This is a genomic window from Pseudomonas sp. S9 (assembly GCF_000222125.1).
GTDB lineage: Bacteria > Pseudomonadota > Gammaproteobacteria > Pseudomonadales > Pseudomonadaceae > Aquipseudomonas > Aquipseudomonas segetis.
In genome coordinates this window covers 629,159-644,937 of record NZ_AFFX01000001.1, presented here as the reverse complement: position 1 = coordinate 644,937, position 15,779 = coordinate 629,159, and the positions used below count along the sequence as shown (strand labels likewise).

The 15,779-nt window shown below is 55.7% G+C and carries 11 protein-coding genes and 1 pseudogene; 11 read left to right on the top strand and 1 reads right to left on the bottom strand.

Annotated features, from left to right (window positions below; translation table 11 throughout):
* Positions 1-210 precede the first annotated feature (210 nt).
* The 4 genes from PSES9_RS0102985 (at position 211) to alaC (ending at position 4,919) form a co-directional block, all read left to right on the top strand.
* Positions 211-1,419 carry a CmpA/NrtA family ABC transporter substrate-binding protein gene (locus tag PSES9_RS0102985; RefSeq protein WP_010483840.1) on the top strand — a complete coding sequence of 403 codons (1,209 nt, stop codon included), beginning with the start codon at positions 211-213 and terminating at the stop codon, positions 1,417-1,419.
* A gap of 18 nt (positions 1,420-1,437) precedes the next feature.
* On the top strand, positions 1,438-2,016 hold the full coding sequence (locus tag PSES9_RS0102980; RefSeq protein ID WP_010483839.1) for an ANTAR domain-containing response regulator: 579 nt from the start codon (positions 1,438-1,440) through the stop codon (positions 2,014-2,016).
* A 152-nt stretch (positions 2,017-2,168) separates the two neighbouring features.
* On the top strand, positions 2,169-3,581 hold the full coding sequence (locus PSES9_RS0102975; protein ID WP_010483837.1) for a pyridoxal phosphate-dependent decarboxylase family protein: 1,413 nt from the start codon (positions 2,169-2,171) through the stop codon (positions 3,579-3,581).
* A 111-nt stretch (positions 3,582-3,692) separates the two neighbouring features.
* Positions 3,693-4,919 carry an alanine transaminase gene (gene alaC / locus PSES9_RS0102970; RefSeq protein ID WP_010483836.1) on the top strand — a complete coding sequence of 409 codons (1,227 nt, stop codon included), beginning with the start codon at positions 3,693-3,695 and terminating at the stop codon, positions 4,917-4,919.
* Between the two features lie 45 nt (positions 4,920-4,964).
* Here the strand turns inward: alaC and PSES9_RS0102965 are convergent, their stop codons facing one another.
* The gene (locus tag PSES9_RS0102965; RefSeq protein ID WP_010483833.1) at positions 4,965-5,357 is read right to left on the bottom strand and encodes a hypothetical protein; all 393 of its coding nucleotides are present in this window, start codon (positions 5,355-5,357) and stop codon (positions 4,965-4,967) included.
* Positions 5,358-5,543: 186 nt separating this feature from the next.
* Between PSES9_RS0102965 and PSES9_RS0102960 the strand changes: the two genes are divergently transcribed.
* From PSES9_RS0102960 to PSES9_RS0102910, 7 genes and pseudogenes are all read left to right on the top strand, one after another.
* Positions 5,544-5,858 (top strand): transcriptional regulator, encoded by a 315-nt coding sequence (locus PSES9_RS0102960; RefSeq protein ID WP_010483831.1) that lies wholly within the window; start codon positions 5,544-5,546, stop codon positions 5,856-5,858.
* Positions 5,859-6,239: 381 nt separating this feature from the next.
* Positions 6,240-7,628, top strand: coding sequence for a CmpA/NrtA family ABC transporter substrate-binding protein (locus PSES9_RS0102950; RefSeq protein ID WP_010483827.1), 1,389 nt, complete (start codon positions 6,240-6,242; stop codon positions 7,626-7,628).
* Positions 7,629-7,731: 103 nt separating this feature from the next.
* The gene (locus PSES9_RS0102945; RefSeq protein WP_010483825.1) at positions 7,732-8,721 is read left to right on the top strand and encodes an ABC transporter permease; all 990 of its coding nucleotides are present in this window, start codon (positions 7,732-7,734) and stop codon (positions 8,719-8,721) included.
* Positions 8,722-8,737: 16 nt separating this feature from the next.
* Entirely contained in the window at positions 8,738-9,532 is a 795-nt protein-coding gene (locus tag PSES9_RS0102940) for an ABC transporter ATP-binding protein (protein ID WP_010483823.1), read from the top strand.
* Between the two features lie 153 nt (positions 9,533-9,685).
* A complete protein-coding gene (locus tag PSES9_RS0102935) occupies positions 9,686-10,375 on the top strand; it encodes a polysaccharide lyase family 7 protein (protein ID WP_010483821.1) in 690 nt (229 codons plus the stop codon).
* 100 nt (positions 10,376-10,475) lie between these two features.
* Entirely contained in the window at positions 10,476-10,916 is a 441-nt protein-coding gene (locus PSES9_RS0102930) for a thioesterase family protein (RefSeq protein ID WP_010483820.1), read from the top strand.
* Positions 10,917-11,725: 809 nt separating this feature from the next.
* Positions 11,726-15,779: pseudogene (locus PSES9_RS0102910) on the top strand (molybdopterin-dependent oxidoreductase).

Genomic DNA, 15,779 nt, shown 5'->3' with positions numbered 1-15,779 from the left:
AGCTGCATCGAAAGAGCCCCGCCCAGTGCGGGGCTTTTTTTTGCGTGCGATCAAGCTGTTGCTCAAGTCCGCTGGCACATGGATTGCTTTGCTAGGGACACTGCAAGCAGCTCCAACTACGGAACTCGCTTATCGACAATGGCGTCGTCTCGGAACTGCTTTGCGCAGCGACTGAAACGGCGCTTTTTTGTGTTGCAAAGGGAATGCTAAATGGGTGATCAAACACTTAACCGCACAGATGTACTGGATTGGGTTAACGGCTCCGACGCTCCAGAAAAGAGCACGCTCAACCTGGGCTTTATGGCCCTGACAGACTCGGCGTCATTGATTGTCGCCGCCACGCAGGGCTTCGCCCAACCCTATGGCTTGACCCTCAACCTGCAGCGCCAATCATCCTGGGCCACCCTGCGCGACAAGCTGTTGAGCCGAGAGCTCGACGCCGCGCAAACGTTATACGGCCAAATCTACGGCACCCACTTGGGAATTGGCGTCCAGCCCACAGAGATGGCAATTCTGATGGGCCTTAATCACAACGGCCAGGCGATTAACCTCTCGGAACAACTCAAGTGCGAAGGCGTGACCAATGGCGATGCACTCAAGCAATACGTGCATCAAAGCAGTGCAAAGCTGACCTTCGCTCAAACCTTTCCCACAGGCACGCACGCCATGTGGCTTTATTATTGGCTGGCCAGCCAAGGCATACACCCGCTCACTGACGTCAATACCGTAGTGGTGCCGCCCGCACAAATGGTTGCACACCTGAACGCGCAACGTATCGACGGTTTCTGCGCAGGCGGGCCATGGGGAGCCCTGGCAGTAGATCAAGGCCAAGGTTTTACCGTGGCCACCAGCCAAGCGATCTGGCCAGACCACCCGGAAAAGGTATTGGGCCTGACGCGCGAGTTTGTCGAGCTTTATCCCAACACCGCCCGGGCCTTGACCATGGCCATCCTTGAAGCCAGCCGTTTCATTGACGAAAACCCGGAAAACAAACGCAGCACGGCCAAGCTGATCAGCAGCGCCGACTATGTTGACGCGCCCTTGTCTGCCATAGAACCGCGATTTCTTGGCCACTACCAGGACGGTCTCGGCAATGCCTGGGCCGACCCACATCCACTGCGCTTCCACGCCGGTGGCGCAGTCAACATGCCGTATTTATCCGACGGCATCTGGTTTATGACCCAATTCCGCCGCTGGGGCTTGCTGCGCGATGATCCCGACTACCTGGGTGTCGCGCAACGTATCCAGCAGATCGATATCTACAGCCAGGCGGCGCAGGCATTGAATATCCCGGTGCCACCTGCGATGCGCAGCAGCACCCTGCTCGATGGCAAAAGCTGGGACGGCAGCAACCCGGTGGACTATGCGCGAAGTTTTGCCCTTCACGCCTTGAGCGATAGCTCAGTCACCGCCCAATAACTGGCAGGAGGCCAAGATATGCTGCGCATACTGCTGATAAACGACACACCGAAAAAAGTCGGCCGGCTCAAAGCGGCACTGACCGAGGCCGGGTTTGAAGTCATCGATGAGTCTGGCCTGACCATCGACCTGCCCGCTCGGGTTGAGGTTGTGCGCCCGGATGTAATCCTGATCGACAGTGAATCCCCCAGCCGTGACGTCATGGAGCAAGTGGTATTGGTCACCCGTGATCAACCGCGGCCAATTGTCATGTTCACTGACGAACACAACCCCAACGTCATGCGCCAGGCGATTCAATCCGGTGTCAGTGCCTACATAGTCGAAGGGATTCATGCCCAACGCCTGCAGCCCATACTTGATGTGGCCATGGCTCGCTTCGAGAGCGATCAAGCGTTGCGCGCGCAATTGCACGCACGGGACGCACAACTGGCTGAACGCAAACGGATCGAACTGGCCAAGGGCCTCTTGATGAAAATGAAGAGCTGCGATGAAGAAGCCGCCTACACCCTGATGCGTCGCCAAGCCATGAGCCGTCAGCAAAAGCTCGCGCAAGTGGCTGAACAGATTATTGCCATGCACGATTTGCTCGGAAAATAAGCGGACTGTACCGCTTGCAACCCCACTGTTCTGCTCGCACCTGTAGCGGCCAGCAAACTGTATAGCTGCCTCAATGGCCGGTTGTATCTGCGCCTGCAACCGGCCAATGGCTAAGATCAAGCATTCATCCAGCCGCCAATAGTGAGCGCAGCATGACCCCGCATAATGACGAGACAGCGCTTCTTGCCGACGCAGACCGGCGCGCCCTGAAATATCTCGACAGCCTGCCCCGGCGCCCAGTATTCCCTGCTCAGCAAGCCATTGCCGGACTCAAGGCACTGGACCAGCCCTTCCGCGAACAAGGAATAGCTGCAAAGGAGGTACTGCGTCTGCTTGATGACATAGCATCCCCGGCCACTGTCAGTTCCAATGGCTCACGCTATTTCGGTTTTGTTATCGGCGCCACGCTACCTGCCGCCGCTGCCGCCGAGCGGCTGGTCCTAGCCTGGGATCAATGCGCCTCTTCGTTCGACAACTCACCCGCGATTGACCGCATTGAGCGTATTGCCGGTCACTGGGTGCTGGACGCACTGGGGCTGCCTAGGAACAGCGCGGTCGGCTTTGGCACCAGTGCAACACTGGGGCTGCCTAGGAACAGCGCGGTCGGCTTTGGCACAAGTGCACCGGCCTGTACCCTGGCGTGCCTGTCAGCGGCCCGACGCTCTCTGCTGGCACGCAAGGACTGGGACTTTGATGGCGATGGCCTGATCGGTGCCCCCGAGATACGCGTCGTGGTCTCGGCCAGCGTACACATTACTGTTAAGAAGGCATTGCGCGTGCTTGGCTTCGGCATGAATCGGCTGGTCATTGCGCCTGTCGACGAGCATGGCCGGATTGATCCACTGCAGTTGCCTGCGCTGGATGATATGACAATCCTTTGCCTGCAGGCGGGCGAAGTCAATACCGGCGAGTTCGACCCCTTCGGCACCCTGATACCCAAAGCCAAGGCAGCGGGTGCCTGGGTTCACGTTGACGGTGCCTTTGGCCTGTGGGCTCGCGCTTCATCTTCTGCCGAGCTTGTCGAAGGCGTCGAGCTGGCGGATAGCTGGACCACCGATGGACATAAATGGCTGAACACGCCATACGATGGCGCCATGGCTATTTTTCGCGACGCGGACGCACTTGCCACCGCCATGAACAGCGATGCAGCCTACGCTACGGCATCAAAGGATGCACAGAAAAACCTGACCCTGGAGTTCTCGCGCCGAGCCCGCGGCATACCCATCTGGGCAGCCCTCGCCTCGCTTGGTCGCGAGGGCTTGCGCCAGATGATCGACAACCACATTCGTCAGGCCAGCCATCTTGCAGAATGCTTGCGCGCTGCCGGGTATCAGGTGTTGAACCGGGTTATGCTTAACCAGGTTCTGGTACGGGCGGACACTGATCAACAGACCACTGCAATACGTCTGGCCGCCCAGGCGTCAGGTCAAGTCTGGTTTGGACCGACAGTCTGGCAAGGACGCCCGGCCTTTCGCCTGAGCATTTCATCCTGGCGCACCACAGATGCGGATATCAAGCTGCTCGCTGACCTGCTGATCAGACTCAAGCAGGAAATCACCGACTGAAGCTGTAATTACTCGACAAGCCTGGCTCACTGCGTTTATCTTCATCACCGGCCACCGCAGTGGCCAGCGTCGCTCGGACGGTTCCGGGCGCTTACGTACTTTGAGGTTTACATGGCTGAGCAAGCTAAGCGCCGCTTTGCGCGCATCGATCGTCTTCCCCCCTATGTTTTCAATATCACCGCTGAACTGAAAATGGCAGCCCGCCGCCGTGGCGAGGACATCATTGACTTCAGCATGGGCAATCCAGACGGCCCCACGCCTTCCCATATCGTTGAAAAGCTCTGCACTGTTGCCCAGCGCGAAGACACCCACGGCTACTCGACTTCACGCGGTATTCCGCGCCTGCGCCGAGCGATCTCACGCTGGTATGCCGACCGCTACCAGGTTGATATCGACCCTGAAGACGAAGCCATAGTCACCATTGGCTCGAAAGAAGGCTTGGCCCACCTGATGCTGGCAACGCTCGATCACGGCGATAAAGTCTTTGTCCCGAACCCCAGCTACCCGATCCATATTTATGGTGCCGTGCTTGCTGGCGCCCAGGTACGCTCTGTACCGCTGGTGCCCGGCGTCGATTTCTTTGCTGAACTGGAGCGCGCCATTCGCGAGTCCATTCCCAAGCCAAAGATGATGATCCTGGGGTTCCCCTCGAACCCGACGGCGCAGTGCGTGGAACTGGACTTCTTTGAACGGGTTGTGGCGCTGGCCAAACAATATGACGTATTGGTGGTACATGACCTCGCCTACGCCGATATCGTCTATGACGGCTGGAAAGCGCCATCGATCATGCAAGTTCCCGGCGCCAAGGATGTCGCAGTGGAATTCTTTACCCTGTCCAAGAGCTACAACATGGCCGGCTGGCGAATTGGCTTCATGGTCGGCAACAAGGAACTGGTAAACGCGTTGGCGCGGATCAAGAGCTATCACGACTACGGCACCTTTACCCCGCTACAAGTCGCCGCTATTGCAGCGCTGGAAGGTGACCAGCAGTGCGTACGCGATATTGCCGAGCAATACCGGCAGCGGCGCAACCTGATGGTAAAGGGCCTTCACGAACTCGGCTGGATGGTCGAAAACCCCAAGGCCTCAATGTACGTCTGGGCCAGGATACCCGAGGCCTATGCCGAGCTTGGCTCACTGGAGTTTGCCAAAAAACTGCTGGCCCAAGCCAAGGTCTGCGTCTCTCCTGGCATCGGCTTTGGCGATTACGGTGATGATCATGTGCGCTTTGCCTTGATCGAGAACCAGGATCGCATTCGCCAGGCCTTGCGCGGCATCAAGCATATGTTCAGAGCCGATGGTTTGCTGCCGGGTGCGGCGACCAAGCCCGTCAAATAGCATCCAGGGTCTTGCCCGGTAGTCATTGGTTATCGGGCACTTGGCTTAGCTGGAATAATCGAGCACTGTCCAGATACTGCTCAAGCCTTCTCCTATCACGCACTTGGACTCAGTCAGCGCCGGGTTGTAACTCAGCGCCATCAAACTTGTCGCACCATCGACCACATCATCATGCTGCGCCATCCACTGCACGCGCCCGCAATTAGGTGTGTCAATCACGTAGCTGTTGGCCACGACTGCGCCTGGGGTCGACATACCGATGGCATCCACAACCAATCCGTGCTCCTCAACCCGCTTGCCATCAGAAATGACTACGGCCCACGCATCGTTATTGTCGATCACCAGGTAGGTGCCATTCGCCTTGGGCTGCTCAAGCGTTGGTTGCGCGCATCCCGTAAGCATCACCAATACCAAAACTGTCATCAGTATCTGTTGCATTGTTTGCGACCCCTTTGCCTATCCGATGGGCTGGGGCTTGGTTGCCTTCAGGCCATCGCAATGAGTGAAATTTGCAGCGCGATGACAAGACTATTAACCAATACTGTTTATTTGTACAGTATTTTTGTACTAAACTCATTTACGCCATCTGACAGATACCGCACAGGCTTGATTGGGAGCGCAACGATGCTGGATGTAATGCAATTAAAACAAGCAGTTAACCGAATGCCTCTGGAAAAAATACGGGCCACCGTGGACGAGCTTCACCTCGAAGGGATAGTCACTGAAGGTAAAACCCCTTTCAACAGGCTGCACTTCAATACCTGCTTTGCGGAAATAGAGGCGCTTTTCCAGCGTGCGGGATACCACCGGCCGCTCGATGTTGTCGGCTACCAGGGCCTGGTCTACGCGATGTTCGACCCCACTCGCTGGGAAGCTGTCGAAGTCCTGCGCTGGCTCAAGGACTTCGTCGAGGAGCCTCGCAAACGCCCAGCCAGCTAAGTCCTGTACTGCACCCAGAAGCCAGGTCAATCGCTGCGCTGTTATTGCACACGTTAAGCGGCACGCAAATGAACCACGCACCAGCCTGGCTCAGCGCCTAGCGCTATTGATGCTTGTACAGCCGCCAGCTAAACCTCTATTCAACTTTAAAATACATAGGTAATTTATTGTTTTTGATTATTTTTTATCTTATATAAAAATCTTCATACAGCATCTGAGTCGTTGCCTGGCAAGGGCTTTGCAATAACCTCGCTACATCCGTCTTCGGGTCGCCAACGGCGGTGATCGAGACGAAATAGACAAAGACGTCAAGGCTGCACGCATTGTTCTCGCGTGCAGGTTTAGACGTCTTTTTTCGTTTCTGATAGCTGAGGAATTTCAATGCGCCATTCCACACTACCGTGCTCATTATTGAAGAAGGCCCTGGCCAGTGTCAGTTGCGCCGCGTTTCTTGTATTCGGCTCAGTCGCTGCACCTTTTGCCAGTGCCACCGAACCTGAGAAAGCAGAGCTCAAACTGGGCTTTATCAAGCTCACCGACATGGCGCCCCTGGCAATTGCCTATGAGAAAGGCTACTTCGAGGACGAAGGCCTGTATGTCACCCTTGAGGCCCAGGCAAACTGGAAAGTGTTGCTCGACCGGGTGATCACTGGCGAGCTCGACGGTGCACATATGCTGGCTGGCCAGCCGCTTGGCGCGACAATCGGCTTTGGCACCAAGGCGCAGATTGTCACTGCGTTTTCCATGGACCTCAATGGCAACGGCATCACTGTTTCCAATGAGGTCTGGGCTGAAATGAAAGAGCACATCCCCATGCAGGATGGCAAACCGGTTCACCCCATAAGCGCTGCTGCGCTAAAACCGGTTATCGAGCGCTATAAGGCCGAAGGCAAGCCGTTCAACATGGGCATGGTCTTTCCCGTGTCCACCCACAACTACGAACTGCGTTACTGGCTCGCGGCTGGAGGAATAAACCCGGGTTACTACGCCCCAGCCAAGGGCGATATTTCCGGCACATTGAATGCCGATGCCCTGCTCTCGGTTACCCCGCCACCGCAAATGCCTTCGACCATGGAGGCAGGCACCATAAGCGGCTACAGCGTGGGCGAGCCCTGGAACCAGCAGGCGGTGTTCAAAGGCATTGGCGTACCGGTGATCACCGACTATGAAATATGGAAGAACAACCCGGAGAAAGTCCTCGGGGTCTCTAAAAAGTGGGCCGACGCCAACCCTGAAACCCACAAGCGCCTGGTCAAGGCCCTGATCCGCGCCGCCATGTGGCTGGATGAGGGCAACAATGCCAACCGCCAGGAGGCCGTGGAAATCCTGTCGCGTCCTGAATACGTGGGGGCGGATGCCAAGGTCATCGCCAATTCCATGACTGGAACATTCGAGTACGAAAAAGGTGACAAACGCAGCGTTCCGGACTTCAACGTGTTCTTTCGCTACAACGCCACCTACCCGTTTTATTCCGACGCAATCTGGTACCTCACGCAGATGCGCCGCTGGGGCCAAATCACCGAGGCCAAGCCAGACAGCTGGTATTTCGATATCGCCAAGCAAGTCTACCAACCCGCCGTATATCGCCAGGCTGCCGAGGAGTTGATTGCCGAAGGCAAGGCCAAGGCCAGCGACTTTCCTGCAGCAGATGAAAGCGGCTTTCGCGCGCCGACCCATGAATTCATCGACGGCCTGACCTATGACGGGCGCAAGCCCAACGCCTACATCGAGCAAATGAAAATTGGCTTGAAGCAAGACTCAGTGCTCTAACGCGCTTGTGACAATTAGAGCACTGCAACCGCCCCTGCGGTCCAGTGCCACCAGACAACCCGCCTTCAGCCTGGCTGAGGCCGTATAAGCCGAGGATTGGACGATGAGTAACCCTGCCATCTCCGAGCAAATCACCCAGACAGTCAAAAGCGCAAGAACCGCAGCGTTCAAACGCTGGCTGCCAAACCTGCTGATGCCAATCATTGGCCTGGCTGCCTTTCTGATGTTCTGGCAAATGATTGCCGGCAGCATCAATACCAGCCTGGGAACCTTTCCCGGGCCCGCACAAGTTGCCAGCCAGTTCAGCAACCTGGTCGACGAGCACCAGCGCGAAGCCAAGCGTGAAACGGCGTTCTATGAGCGCCAGCAACTACGTAACCAGGCCCAGCTCAGTAAAAACCCAGAGGCCAAGGTAAAGATCCGCCCCTACACCGGCAAACCGACCTTCTTCAAGCAGATAGTCACCAGCCTGTATACGGTAATGACCGGCTTTGTGATTGCTTCGCTGATAGCCATTCCACTGGGCATTGTCTGTGGCCTGAGCAAGCCGCTGTACAACGCCATCAACCCACTGATACAGATATTCAAACCCATATCACCACTGGCCTGGCTGCCACTGGTGACCATGGTTGTCAGCGCGGTCTACACCAGCACCGATCCGCTGTTTGCCAAGTCATTTATTACCTCGGCAGTGACGGTGGCCTTGTGCTGCCTCTGGCCAACGGTAATCAACACCATTGTTGGCGTGGCAAACCTGGATAAGGACCTGCAGAACGTAAGCCGCGTGCTGAGCCTGTCCCCTCTCAACCATATACGACGCATCGTGCTGCCAGCCGCCATTCCCATGATTTTCACTGGTCTGCGCTTGTCACTGGCAACTGGCTGGATGGTGTTGATTGCGGCCGAAATGCTTGCGCAAAACCCCGGGCTGGGCAAATTCATCTGGGATGAGTTCCAAAACGGCAGTTCCAACTCGCTTGGACGGATCATGGTAGCCGTGATTGTGATCGGCCTGATCGGCTTTGCCCTCGATCGCCTGATGCTGGCCCTGCAAAAATATGTGAGCTGGGATAAGAGCGCCGACCTGCGTTAAACACAGAGGATATTCTATGAGCACTGCACATCTTGAACTGACAGGCGTAGGCATAAGTTTTCCGACGGATAAAGGCCTGTTTTGCGCACTTAAAGACGTTAACTTGAAGATAGCCAAGGGGGAATTCGTTTCGCTGATCGGCCACTCAGGCTGTGGCAAGTCAACCGTATTGAATATTGTCGCCGGCCTTTATCAGGCCACCACGGGCGGGGTGATTCTCGACAATCGAGAAGTGAATGCACCTGGGCCGGAGCGCGCCGTGGTGTTTCAAAACCATAGCTTACTGCCTTGGTTGAGCTGCTACCAAAATATCGAACTGGCCGTGCGCCAGGTATTCAAAAACAGCAAAAGCAAAACCGAGATGCGTGAATGGATTGAGCACAACCTCGACTTGGTGCACATGAGTCACGCACGTCACAAGCGCCCCAGCGAGATATCCGGCGGTATGAAACAGCGCATAGGTATTGCCCGGGCGCTGGCGATGCAACCCAAAGTATTGTTGATGGATGAGCCCTTTGGCGCCCTTGATGCACTCACCCGCGCGCACCTGCAGGATTCTCTGATGGAGATTCACGCCGATCTCGGTAACACGGTGATCATGATTACCCATGACGTTGACGAAGCGGTGTTGCTGTCGGACAGAATCATCATGATGAGCAATGGGCCTTCGGCAACAGTCGGCGAGATTCTTCAGGTCGAACTGCCCAGGCCCCGGGAGCGCATGGCCTTGGCTCACGATTCGCGCTATCACGAATATCGCGCAGCGGTGCTTGAATTCCTTTACCAGAAGCAACATCGCCCAGCAGCCTGAAACCAGCTTGGCTAGTATCAAGAAATGGCCATAAGCCGTCTGGAACAGAGGTTGGCAGCCCGTTGGTCAGATACGTTGAACCTAGCAAAGCTGAGGTCGCCGAACAGTTGCAAATAAATTGTTCACTGAACGGCGACCCTCTAAGGACCTAATGTGTTTGATCTGTCCACTTGGAACCTATCTGTCCCCACACCACCGACCCCCACTGAAATCAGCGCGGCGCGGATACAAAACGGTTACTCCAGCCAATACTTCCGTAATGACGGCAATCAAACCGTCGTATTCTGGGTGCCTGTCACCGGCTCACGCACCGAGGACGCCAGTTATCCGCGTAGCGAACTACGGGAAACCTACGCCGATGGCAGATTGCACAACTGGTACTACAAAGATGGTGACAACTATTTAAATGCAGTACTGGCAGTCAACGTGGTGCCGAGTAAAAACAAAGTTATTGTCGGCCAAATCCATAGTAAGGATCAGCCGGGAAGTGAAAATGATCCGTTGGCAAAGCTGCAATACCATTATAAAAATGGCACCGGGAGGCTCGAACTTCTGTATCGAGCACAGCCGGGAAGTTCGAGCGTACAAAATATACTTCTGGCACAGAACGTCGACCTCAATGAACGCTTCAGCTACCAGCTTCGTATCACCTCGACCGGCCGTTTGGGCGTGACCGTCAAAAGCAGCGGCGACAATGGTTCGTTTTATAAACAGTTGAGCAGCAGTTGGAGCCGGCAATTGCTGTATTACAAGGCAGGCGCATACATACAAGACAACCAGGGCTATTCAATCGAGGGCGGTCGCGTAACCTTCTACTCACTTAATACCTTGCACCGCCATTAACCCGTTTTTCTGGGCAGTTGAGATGTCACTGCCCATCATCCAGCCATGGCCGTACAATAGGGATTTCCATCGCCCAGACAGCTGCTGTCGAAGAGAACCCATGGCCCGCCTGACACTTAGCTTTCCACAAGACCAGTTTTGCTTCAGCACCCACCTGACCGTGCGCGTAACCGATATCAATGCGGCCAACCACCTCGGAAACGACTCAATGATCTCCATGATTTCGGAAGCTCGCGCTCGCTTCCTGTTTGACTTTGGTATTGAGGAGGCCAGCGAAGAAGGCGTCGGAATCATCGTCACCGACCTGGCCACCACTTATCGCGCAGAAGCCCACGCGAGGGATCAATTGCTGTTTGAAGTCGGGGTCATGGATTTCAACAAATACGGTGGCGATATTACCTTTCGCATTACCCGCCCAGCCGATGAAAGCCTGATCGCAATGGCCAAGTCGGGATTTGTATTTTTTAACTATAAAACAAGCCAGGTGGCGCAAATGCCCGGCGCATTCAGTGATAAGTTTCCCCGGGTCAATTGGCTCTGAAAAAAGTAGCGGCCTTCATGGTCATTTGATTCGCGTTGCTCGCCCCTTTACCGACCAGGCAACGGCTGCCGAACTGAAGTTTACTCAGTTTATAGGCTGACCCCGTAATACCGAGCGCAATGTTTTTCAGAACTTCCATAACGGCACATTCAATGCATAAAACTAATGCAACGTAAAAAGGCGTTGCAGAAAGTTACATTGCGCACGACTCCTCTGCTCCGCTTTTATGCACTTAGGTGTTCCATAGCAAATGCAGGGGGAACTGTAATGCCAGTCACATCACACCACACCCGCCTGGCAGGGCTAACAACCAATATTCTCGCCATTACTCTGCTCGCGCTGCCTATTCCAACCCATGCAGCGTTGAAACAACCAATTGCAAGCACGATATCGCTCGCGACGCAGCATCCTGCAGCCACTGTTATCTTGTCCTCGGACAAGCAGTAAGGCAGGAATAAGGCGTTAATCAGCGCCTTGCAATAATTAATAAGACTCGCCCCCAGGCCAAGGGCATGACAGCTTGTCCCATACCGCCCCTCGTCGCGCACTGCGACTGAGCAAGGCGCCTTAAAGCGGTGCAAAACAGCTGCTGATCAACACTTCTGATTGGGCAAAACCGGGCAAGCCACAGGCTTTGCTTACTTGGCACAGGGCCTGCATAAGCATTTGCACAATTTAAATAAAGCGCGATCTTCAACGAAGAAGACTGCTCCTCCCGATAGAACGGGACTTGGACAAAGGCGTCCTCGCTAGGTAACTAGCGGGACGCCTTTTTTGTTTTCCGTGATTTTATCCAGGAGAAAATCGGGATGAAAAAGCTCAAGTTAGTGATGATCGGCAACGGCATGGCCGGTGTTCGCACCCTCGAAGAGTTGATCAAGCTCAGCCCCGAGCTTTATGACATCACGGTATTCGGTGCCGAGCCACATCCCAACTACAATCGAATCCTGCTTTCGCCCGTGCTCGCTGGCGAACAAACCTTTGATGACATCCTGCTCAACGACCACAGCTGGTACGCTGATAACAACATCAAGCTGCTACTGGGACGCAAGGTTACCCAGATCAATCGCAGGCAACGCCTGGTAACTGCCGACGACGGCAGCACGGCTGAATACGACCGCCTGCTCATCGCAACTGGCTCCACCCCCTTTATGCTGCCAATACCCGGCAACAGCCTTGAGGGCGTCATCGGCTACCGGGACATTGCCGATACGCAAGTGATGATGGAAACCGCCAAAACCCATAGTCACGCGGTAGTCATAGGTGGCGGACTGCTGGGGCTTGAGGCTGCGCATGGCCTCAAGCTACGCGGCATGGATGTCACTGTTGTGCACATTGGCGAAACGCTTCTCGAGCGTCAACTCGACAGTACTGCAGGCAAGCTGCTGCAAAAATCCCTCGAAGAGCGTGGCCTGAAATTCATGCTGCCAAAACAGACGGCCGAGCTGCTGGATAATGGCCAAGGTCGAGTTTGCGCGGTCAAGTTCACAGGCGGCGAAATAATTGCCGCCGATCTGGTGGTGATGCCAGCCGGTATTCGCCCCAATCCCGGGGTGGAAGAAGCCTCGGGGATCGCCTGCAATCGCGGAATTCTGGTCAATGACACCCTGCAAACCTTTGACCCCAGGGTCTATGCAATTGGTGAATGCGCCAATCACCGGGGCACCGCCTATGGTTTGGTTGCACCGCTATTTGAGCAGGCCAAGGTCTGCGCCAATCATCTCGCACAACTGGGTTACTCACGCTATCAAGGCTCGGTGACATCAACCAAGTTGAAAGTCACAGGTATCGACCTGTTTTCAGCCGGTGAATTTATCGGCGGCGAAGGCACCGAAACCATCACCCTGTCGGACCCCATTGGCGGCATTTACAAGAAGCTGGTGATTCGTGATGACGTACTGGTCGGCGCCTGTCTCTATGGCGATACCGCCGATGGTGGCTGGTATTTTCGACAAATACGCGAGCAACACAACATCAGCCAGACCCGCGACCACCTGATGTTTGGCGAAAACGCCATCGAGGCAGTTGGCCATCAAGGGCAGGATCAAACAGCAAATATGCCCGGCAACGCGCAGGTATGGAGCGATAACAGTGTCTGCCAATACAAGATAGGCACAGCCATCCAAGCCGCAGGGCTGGAGCATAATCATGAGCTGCGCTGAAAATACCCGCGTAACGGCGTCTACCTGCTGTTACTGCGGCGTGGGTTGCGGGGTATTGATCGAACACAGCAATGACCGGATCATCGCCGTTTCGGGTGATCCTGCACACCCGGCAAACCATGGCAAGTTATGCAGCAAAGGCGCAACCCTGCACCTGACCGGCGATATTGACGCACGGGGTTTATACCCACAACTACGGCTGGATAAATCCCAGCCCCCTACAGGCTGCGATTGGAACAGCGCCCTGGATCATGCCGCCCGGGTATTCGCCCAGACAATCAAAGACCATGGCCCGGACAGCGTGGCCTTCTATATCTCCGGCCAGTTGCTTACCGAAGACTATTACGCATTCAACAAACTCGCACGCGCCCTGGTTGGCACCAATAACATCGACAGCAATTCCCGACTGTGCATGTCATCCGCCGTGGTCGGATATAAACGCAGCCTGGGTGCGGACGCCCCGCCTTGCAGCTATCAGGACGTGGAACTGAGCGACTGCATACTTATCGCTGGTAGCAACATGGCGTACGCCCACCCGGTGCTCTTTCGCCGACTCGAAGAAGCCAAAGCCAGGCGCCCACAGATGAAGGTTATAGTGGTCGACCCGCGGCGAACCGATACCTGCGACATCGCTGACCTGCACCTAGCCATACTGCCCGGCACTGATGTCGCCTTGTTTCACGGCATCCTCCACATATTGATAGACCAGGGCTGGCTGGATCACGACTTTATTGCCCAACATACAGATGGCTTTGATGCGCTTAAAGCGCGGGTACAGGACTTCAACCCGGTTTCAGTAGCGACTATTTGCGGTATCTCGCATGCGCAATTACAGGCCTGCGCCCAGATGATAGGCCAAGCGCCGAGCTTTTTATCCCTCTGGTGCATGGGCCTCAATCAGTCGACCGCCGGGACCGCTAAAAATAGCGCGCTGATCAATCTGCACCTGGCCACGGGGCAAATTGGCAAAGCAGGCGCAGGCCCCTTCTCCCTCACCGGCCAGCCCAATGCCATGGGTGGCCGCGAAACCGGTAGCCTGGCCAACTTGCTGCCAGGACACCGCGAAGCAGGCAATTCAGAGCATCGAAACGAAGTTGCCGGGTATTGGGGAGTCGAGGCATTGCCAGAAACCCCAGGCCTCAGTGCAATCGAATTGTTCGAGCAGGTGCGCAGCGGCAAGGTCAAGGCACTGTGGATTGCCTGTACCAACCCCGCGCAATCACTTCCAGATCAAACCCGGGTCCATCAGGCGTTGGCCAGTTGCCCCTTTGTTGTGGTTCAGGAAGCCTTCTTCACCACCGAAACCTGTGCCTATGCAGACCTGCTGCTACCTGCGAGCAGCTGGGGCGAAAAGGATGGCTGTGTAACCAATTCAGAGCGCAGGGTGAGTCATGTACGCAGTGCAATCGCCGCGCCAGCCGAAGCCAAAGCCGACTGGCAAATTGCCTGCGAATTCGCCCGTAAACTCGAGACACTCATACGCCCTGGCCTGCCGAGCCTGTTCAACTTTACCAAGCCCGAGCAATTGTTCGATGAGTATAAAGCCCTGACCCAAGGCCGTGACCTGGACCTGAGCGGCCTTAGCTACGCCATTCTAGACCAGCATGGACCGCAACAATGGCCGTTCCCCAAAGGTGCGCAACAGGGTACGGCGCGCTTGTACCAGGATCATGTATTTGCCACGGCCAATGGCCGGGCGCAATTTCAGGCTGAAACCTATTGCGCCCCGCTCGAAGAGACGAATGGGCATTATTCGCTGGTGCTCAACACTGGACGCTTACGCGATCACTGGCATGGCATGAGCCGCACAGGCACAGCTGCACGCCTGTTTGGTCACGTAGAAGAAGCAGTACTGAGCCTGCATTCTGACGAATTACGCCGCAGAAAGCTCAATGATGGCGAGCTTATCAAAGTGCGTAGTCGTCGCGGCTCGTTGATAGTCCCGGTACAAGCCGATGACGACATCTGGCCTGGGCAGGCATATCTGCCAATGCACTGGGGCGACCGTTTTCTCAGGGGCCTGGGCACCAATGTATTGACCCAGCCCGGATACGATCAGCAGTCAAAACAACCCGAACTCAAACATGCAGTTGTCGACATCGATAAAGTCGAGTTGCCCTGGACCTTCTTTGCCTTGGTCGAGGGCGACATCCAAAAGCGCTTCAGCCAACTTCGCCCCCTGTTCGAGCATTTTGCATACGCCAGTTTCACATTGACCGGCTCCGAGCACCCTGCGTTGCAAATTCGTGCGGCCAACCCAGCTGCCCCAGATGGCGAACTGCTTGCCAGCATCGATCGCCTGCTCAGTATCGACTCAGCAATGGTGTTGGCCTATGACGACCCCAAGCGCGCCATAGGCAAACGCGTCCGCCTGGGTTCTGGACGAATAATCGCCCTCCGCCTTGCGGGAGAAACCAGCGCCCAGGACTGGCTCAAAAGCATGTGGCGCGAAGCGCAAACCGACGACCAACTGCGCCGCTGGTTGCTTGCGCCCTTGTCTGCAGCAGCACGCCAAGGCAGTAGCGCAGGCAATAAAACCCTGTGCAACTGCATGAACGTCAGCCAGCAGACCATTTGTGACGCCATTGGACAAGGCATGGACCTGAACCAACTGAAACAAAACCTAGGTTGCGGTACCAGCTGCGGCTCCTGTGTCCCGGAAATAAAACGGCTGCTGCAAGCACAACTTACTGTTTGCTGA

Bases quoted from the DNA above. Each gene is read 5' to 3' on its own strand.
- PSES9_RS0102985 (WP_010483840.1), top strand. From the start codon at position 211: ATGGGTGATCAAACACTTAACCGCACAGATGTACTGGATTGGGTTAAC.
- PSES9_RS0102980 (WP_010483839.1), top strand. From the start codon at position 1,438: ATGCTGCGCATACTGCTGATAAACGACACACCGAAAAAAGTCGGCCGG.
- PSES9_RS0102975 (WP_010483837.1), top strand. From the start codon at position 2,169: ATGACCCCGCATAATGACGAGACAGCGCTTCTTGCCGACGCAGACCGG.
- alaC (WP_010483836.1), top strand. From the start codon at position 3,693: ATGGCTGAGCAAGCTAAGCGCCGCTTTGCGCGCATCGATCGTCTTCCC.
- PSES9_RS0102965 (WP_010483833.1), bottom strand. From the start codon at position 5,357: ATGCAACAGATACTGATGACAGTTTTGGTATTGGTGATGCTTACGGGA.
- PSES9_RS0102960 (WP_010483831.1), top strand. From the start codon at position 5,544: ATGCTGGATGTAATGCAATTAAAACAAGCAGTTAACCGAATGCCTCTG.
- PSES9_RS0102950 (WP_010483827.1), top strand. From the start codon at position 6,240: ATGCGCCATTCCACACTACCGTGCTCATTATTGAAGAAGGCCCTGGCC.
- PSES9_RS0102945 (WP_010483825.1), top strand. From the start codon at position 7,732: ATGAGTAACCCTGCCATCTCCGAGCAAATCACCCAGACAGTCAAAAGC.
- PSES9_RS0102940 (WP_010483823.1), top strand. From the start codon at position 8,738: ATGAGCACTGCACATCTTGAACTGACAGGCGTAGGCATAAGTTTTCCG.
- PSES9_RS0102930 (WP_010483820.1), top strand. From the start codon at position 10,476: ATGGCCCGCCTGACACTTAGCTTTCCACAAGACCAGTTTTGCTTCAGC.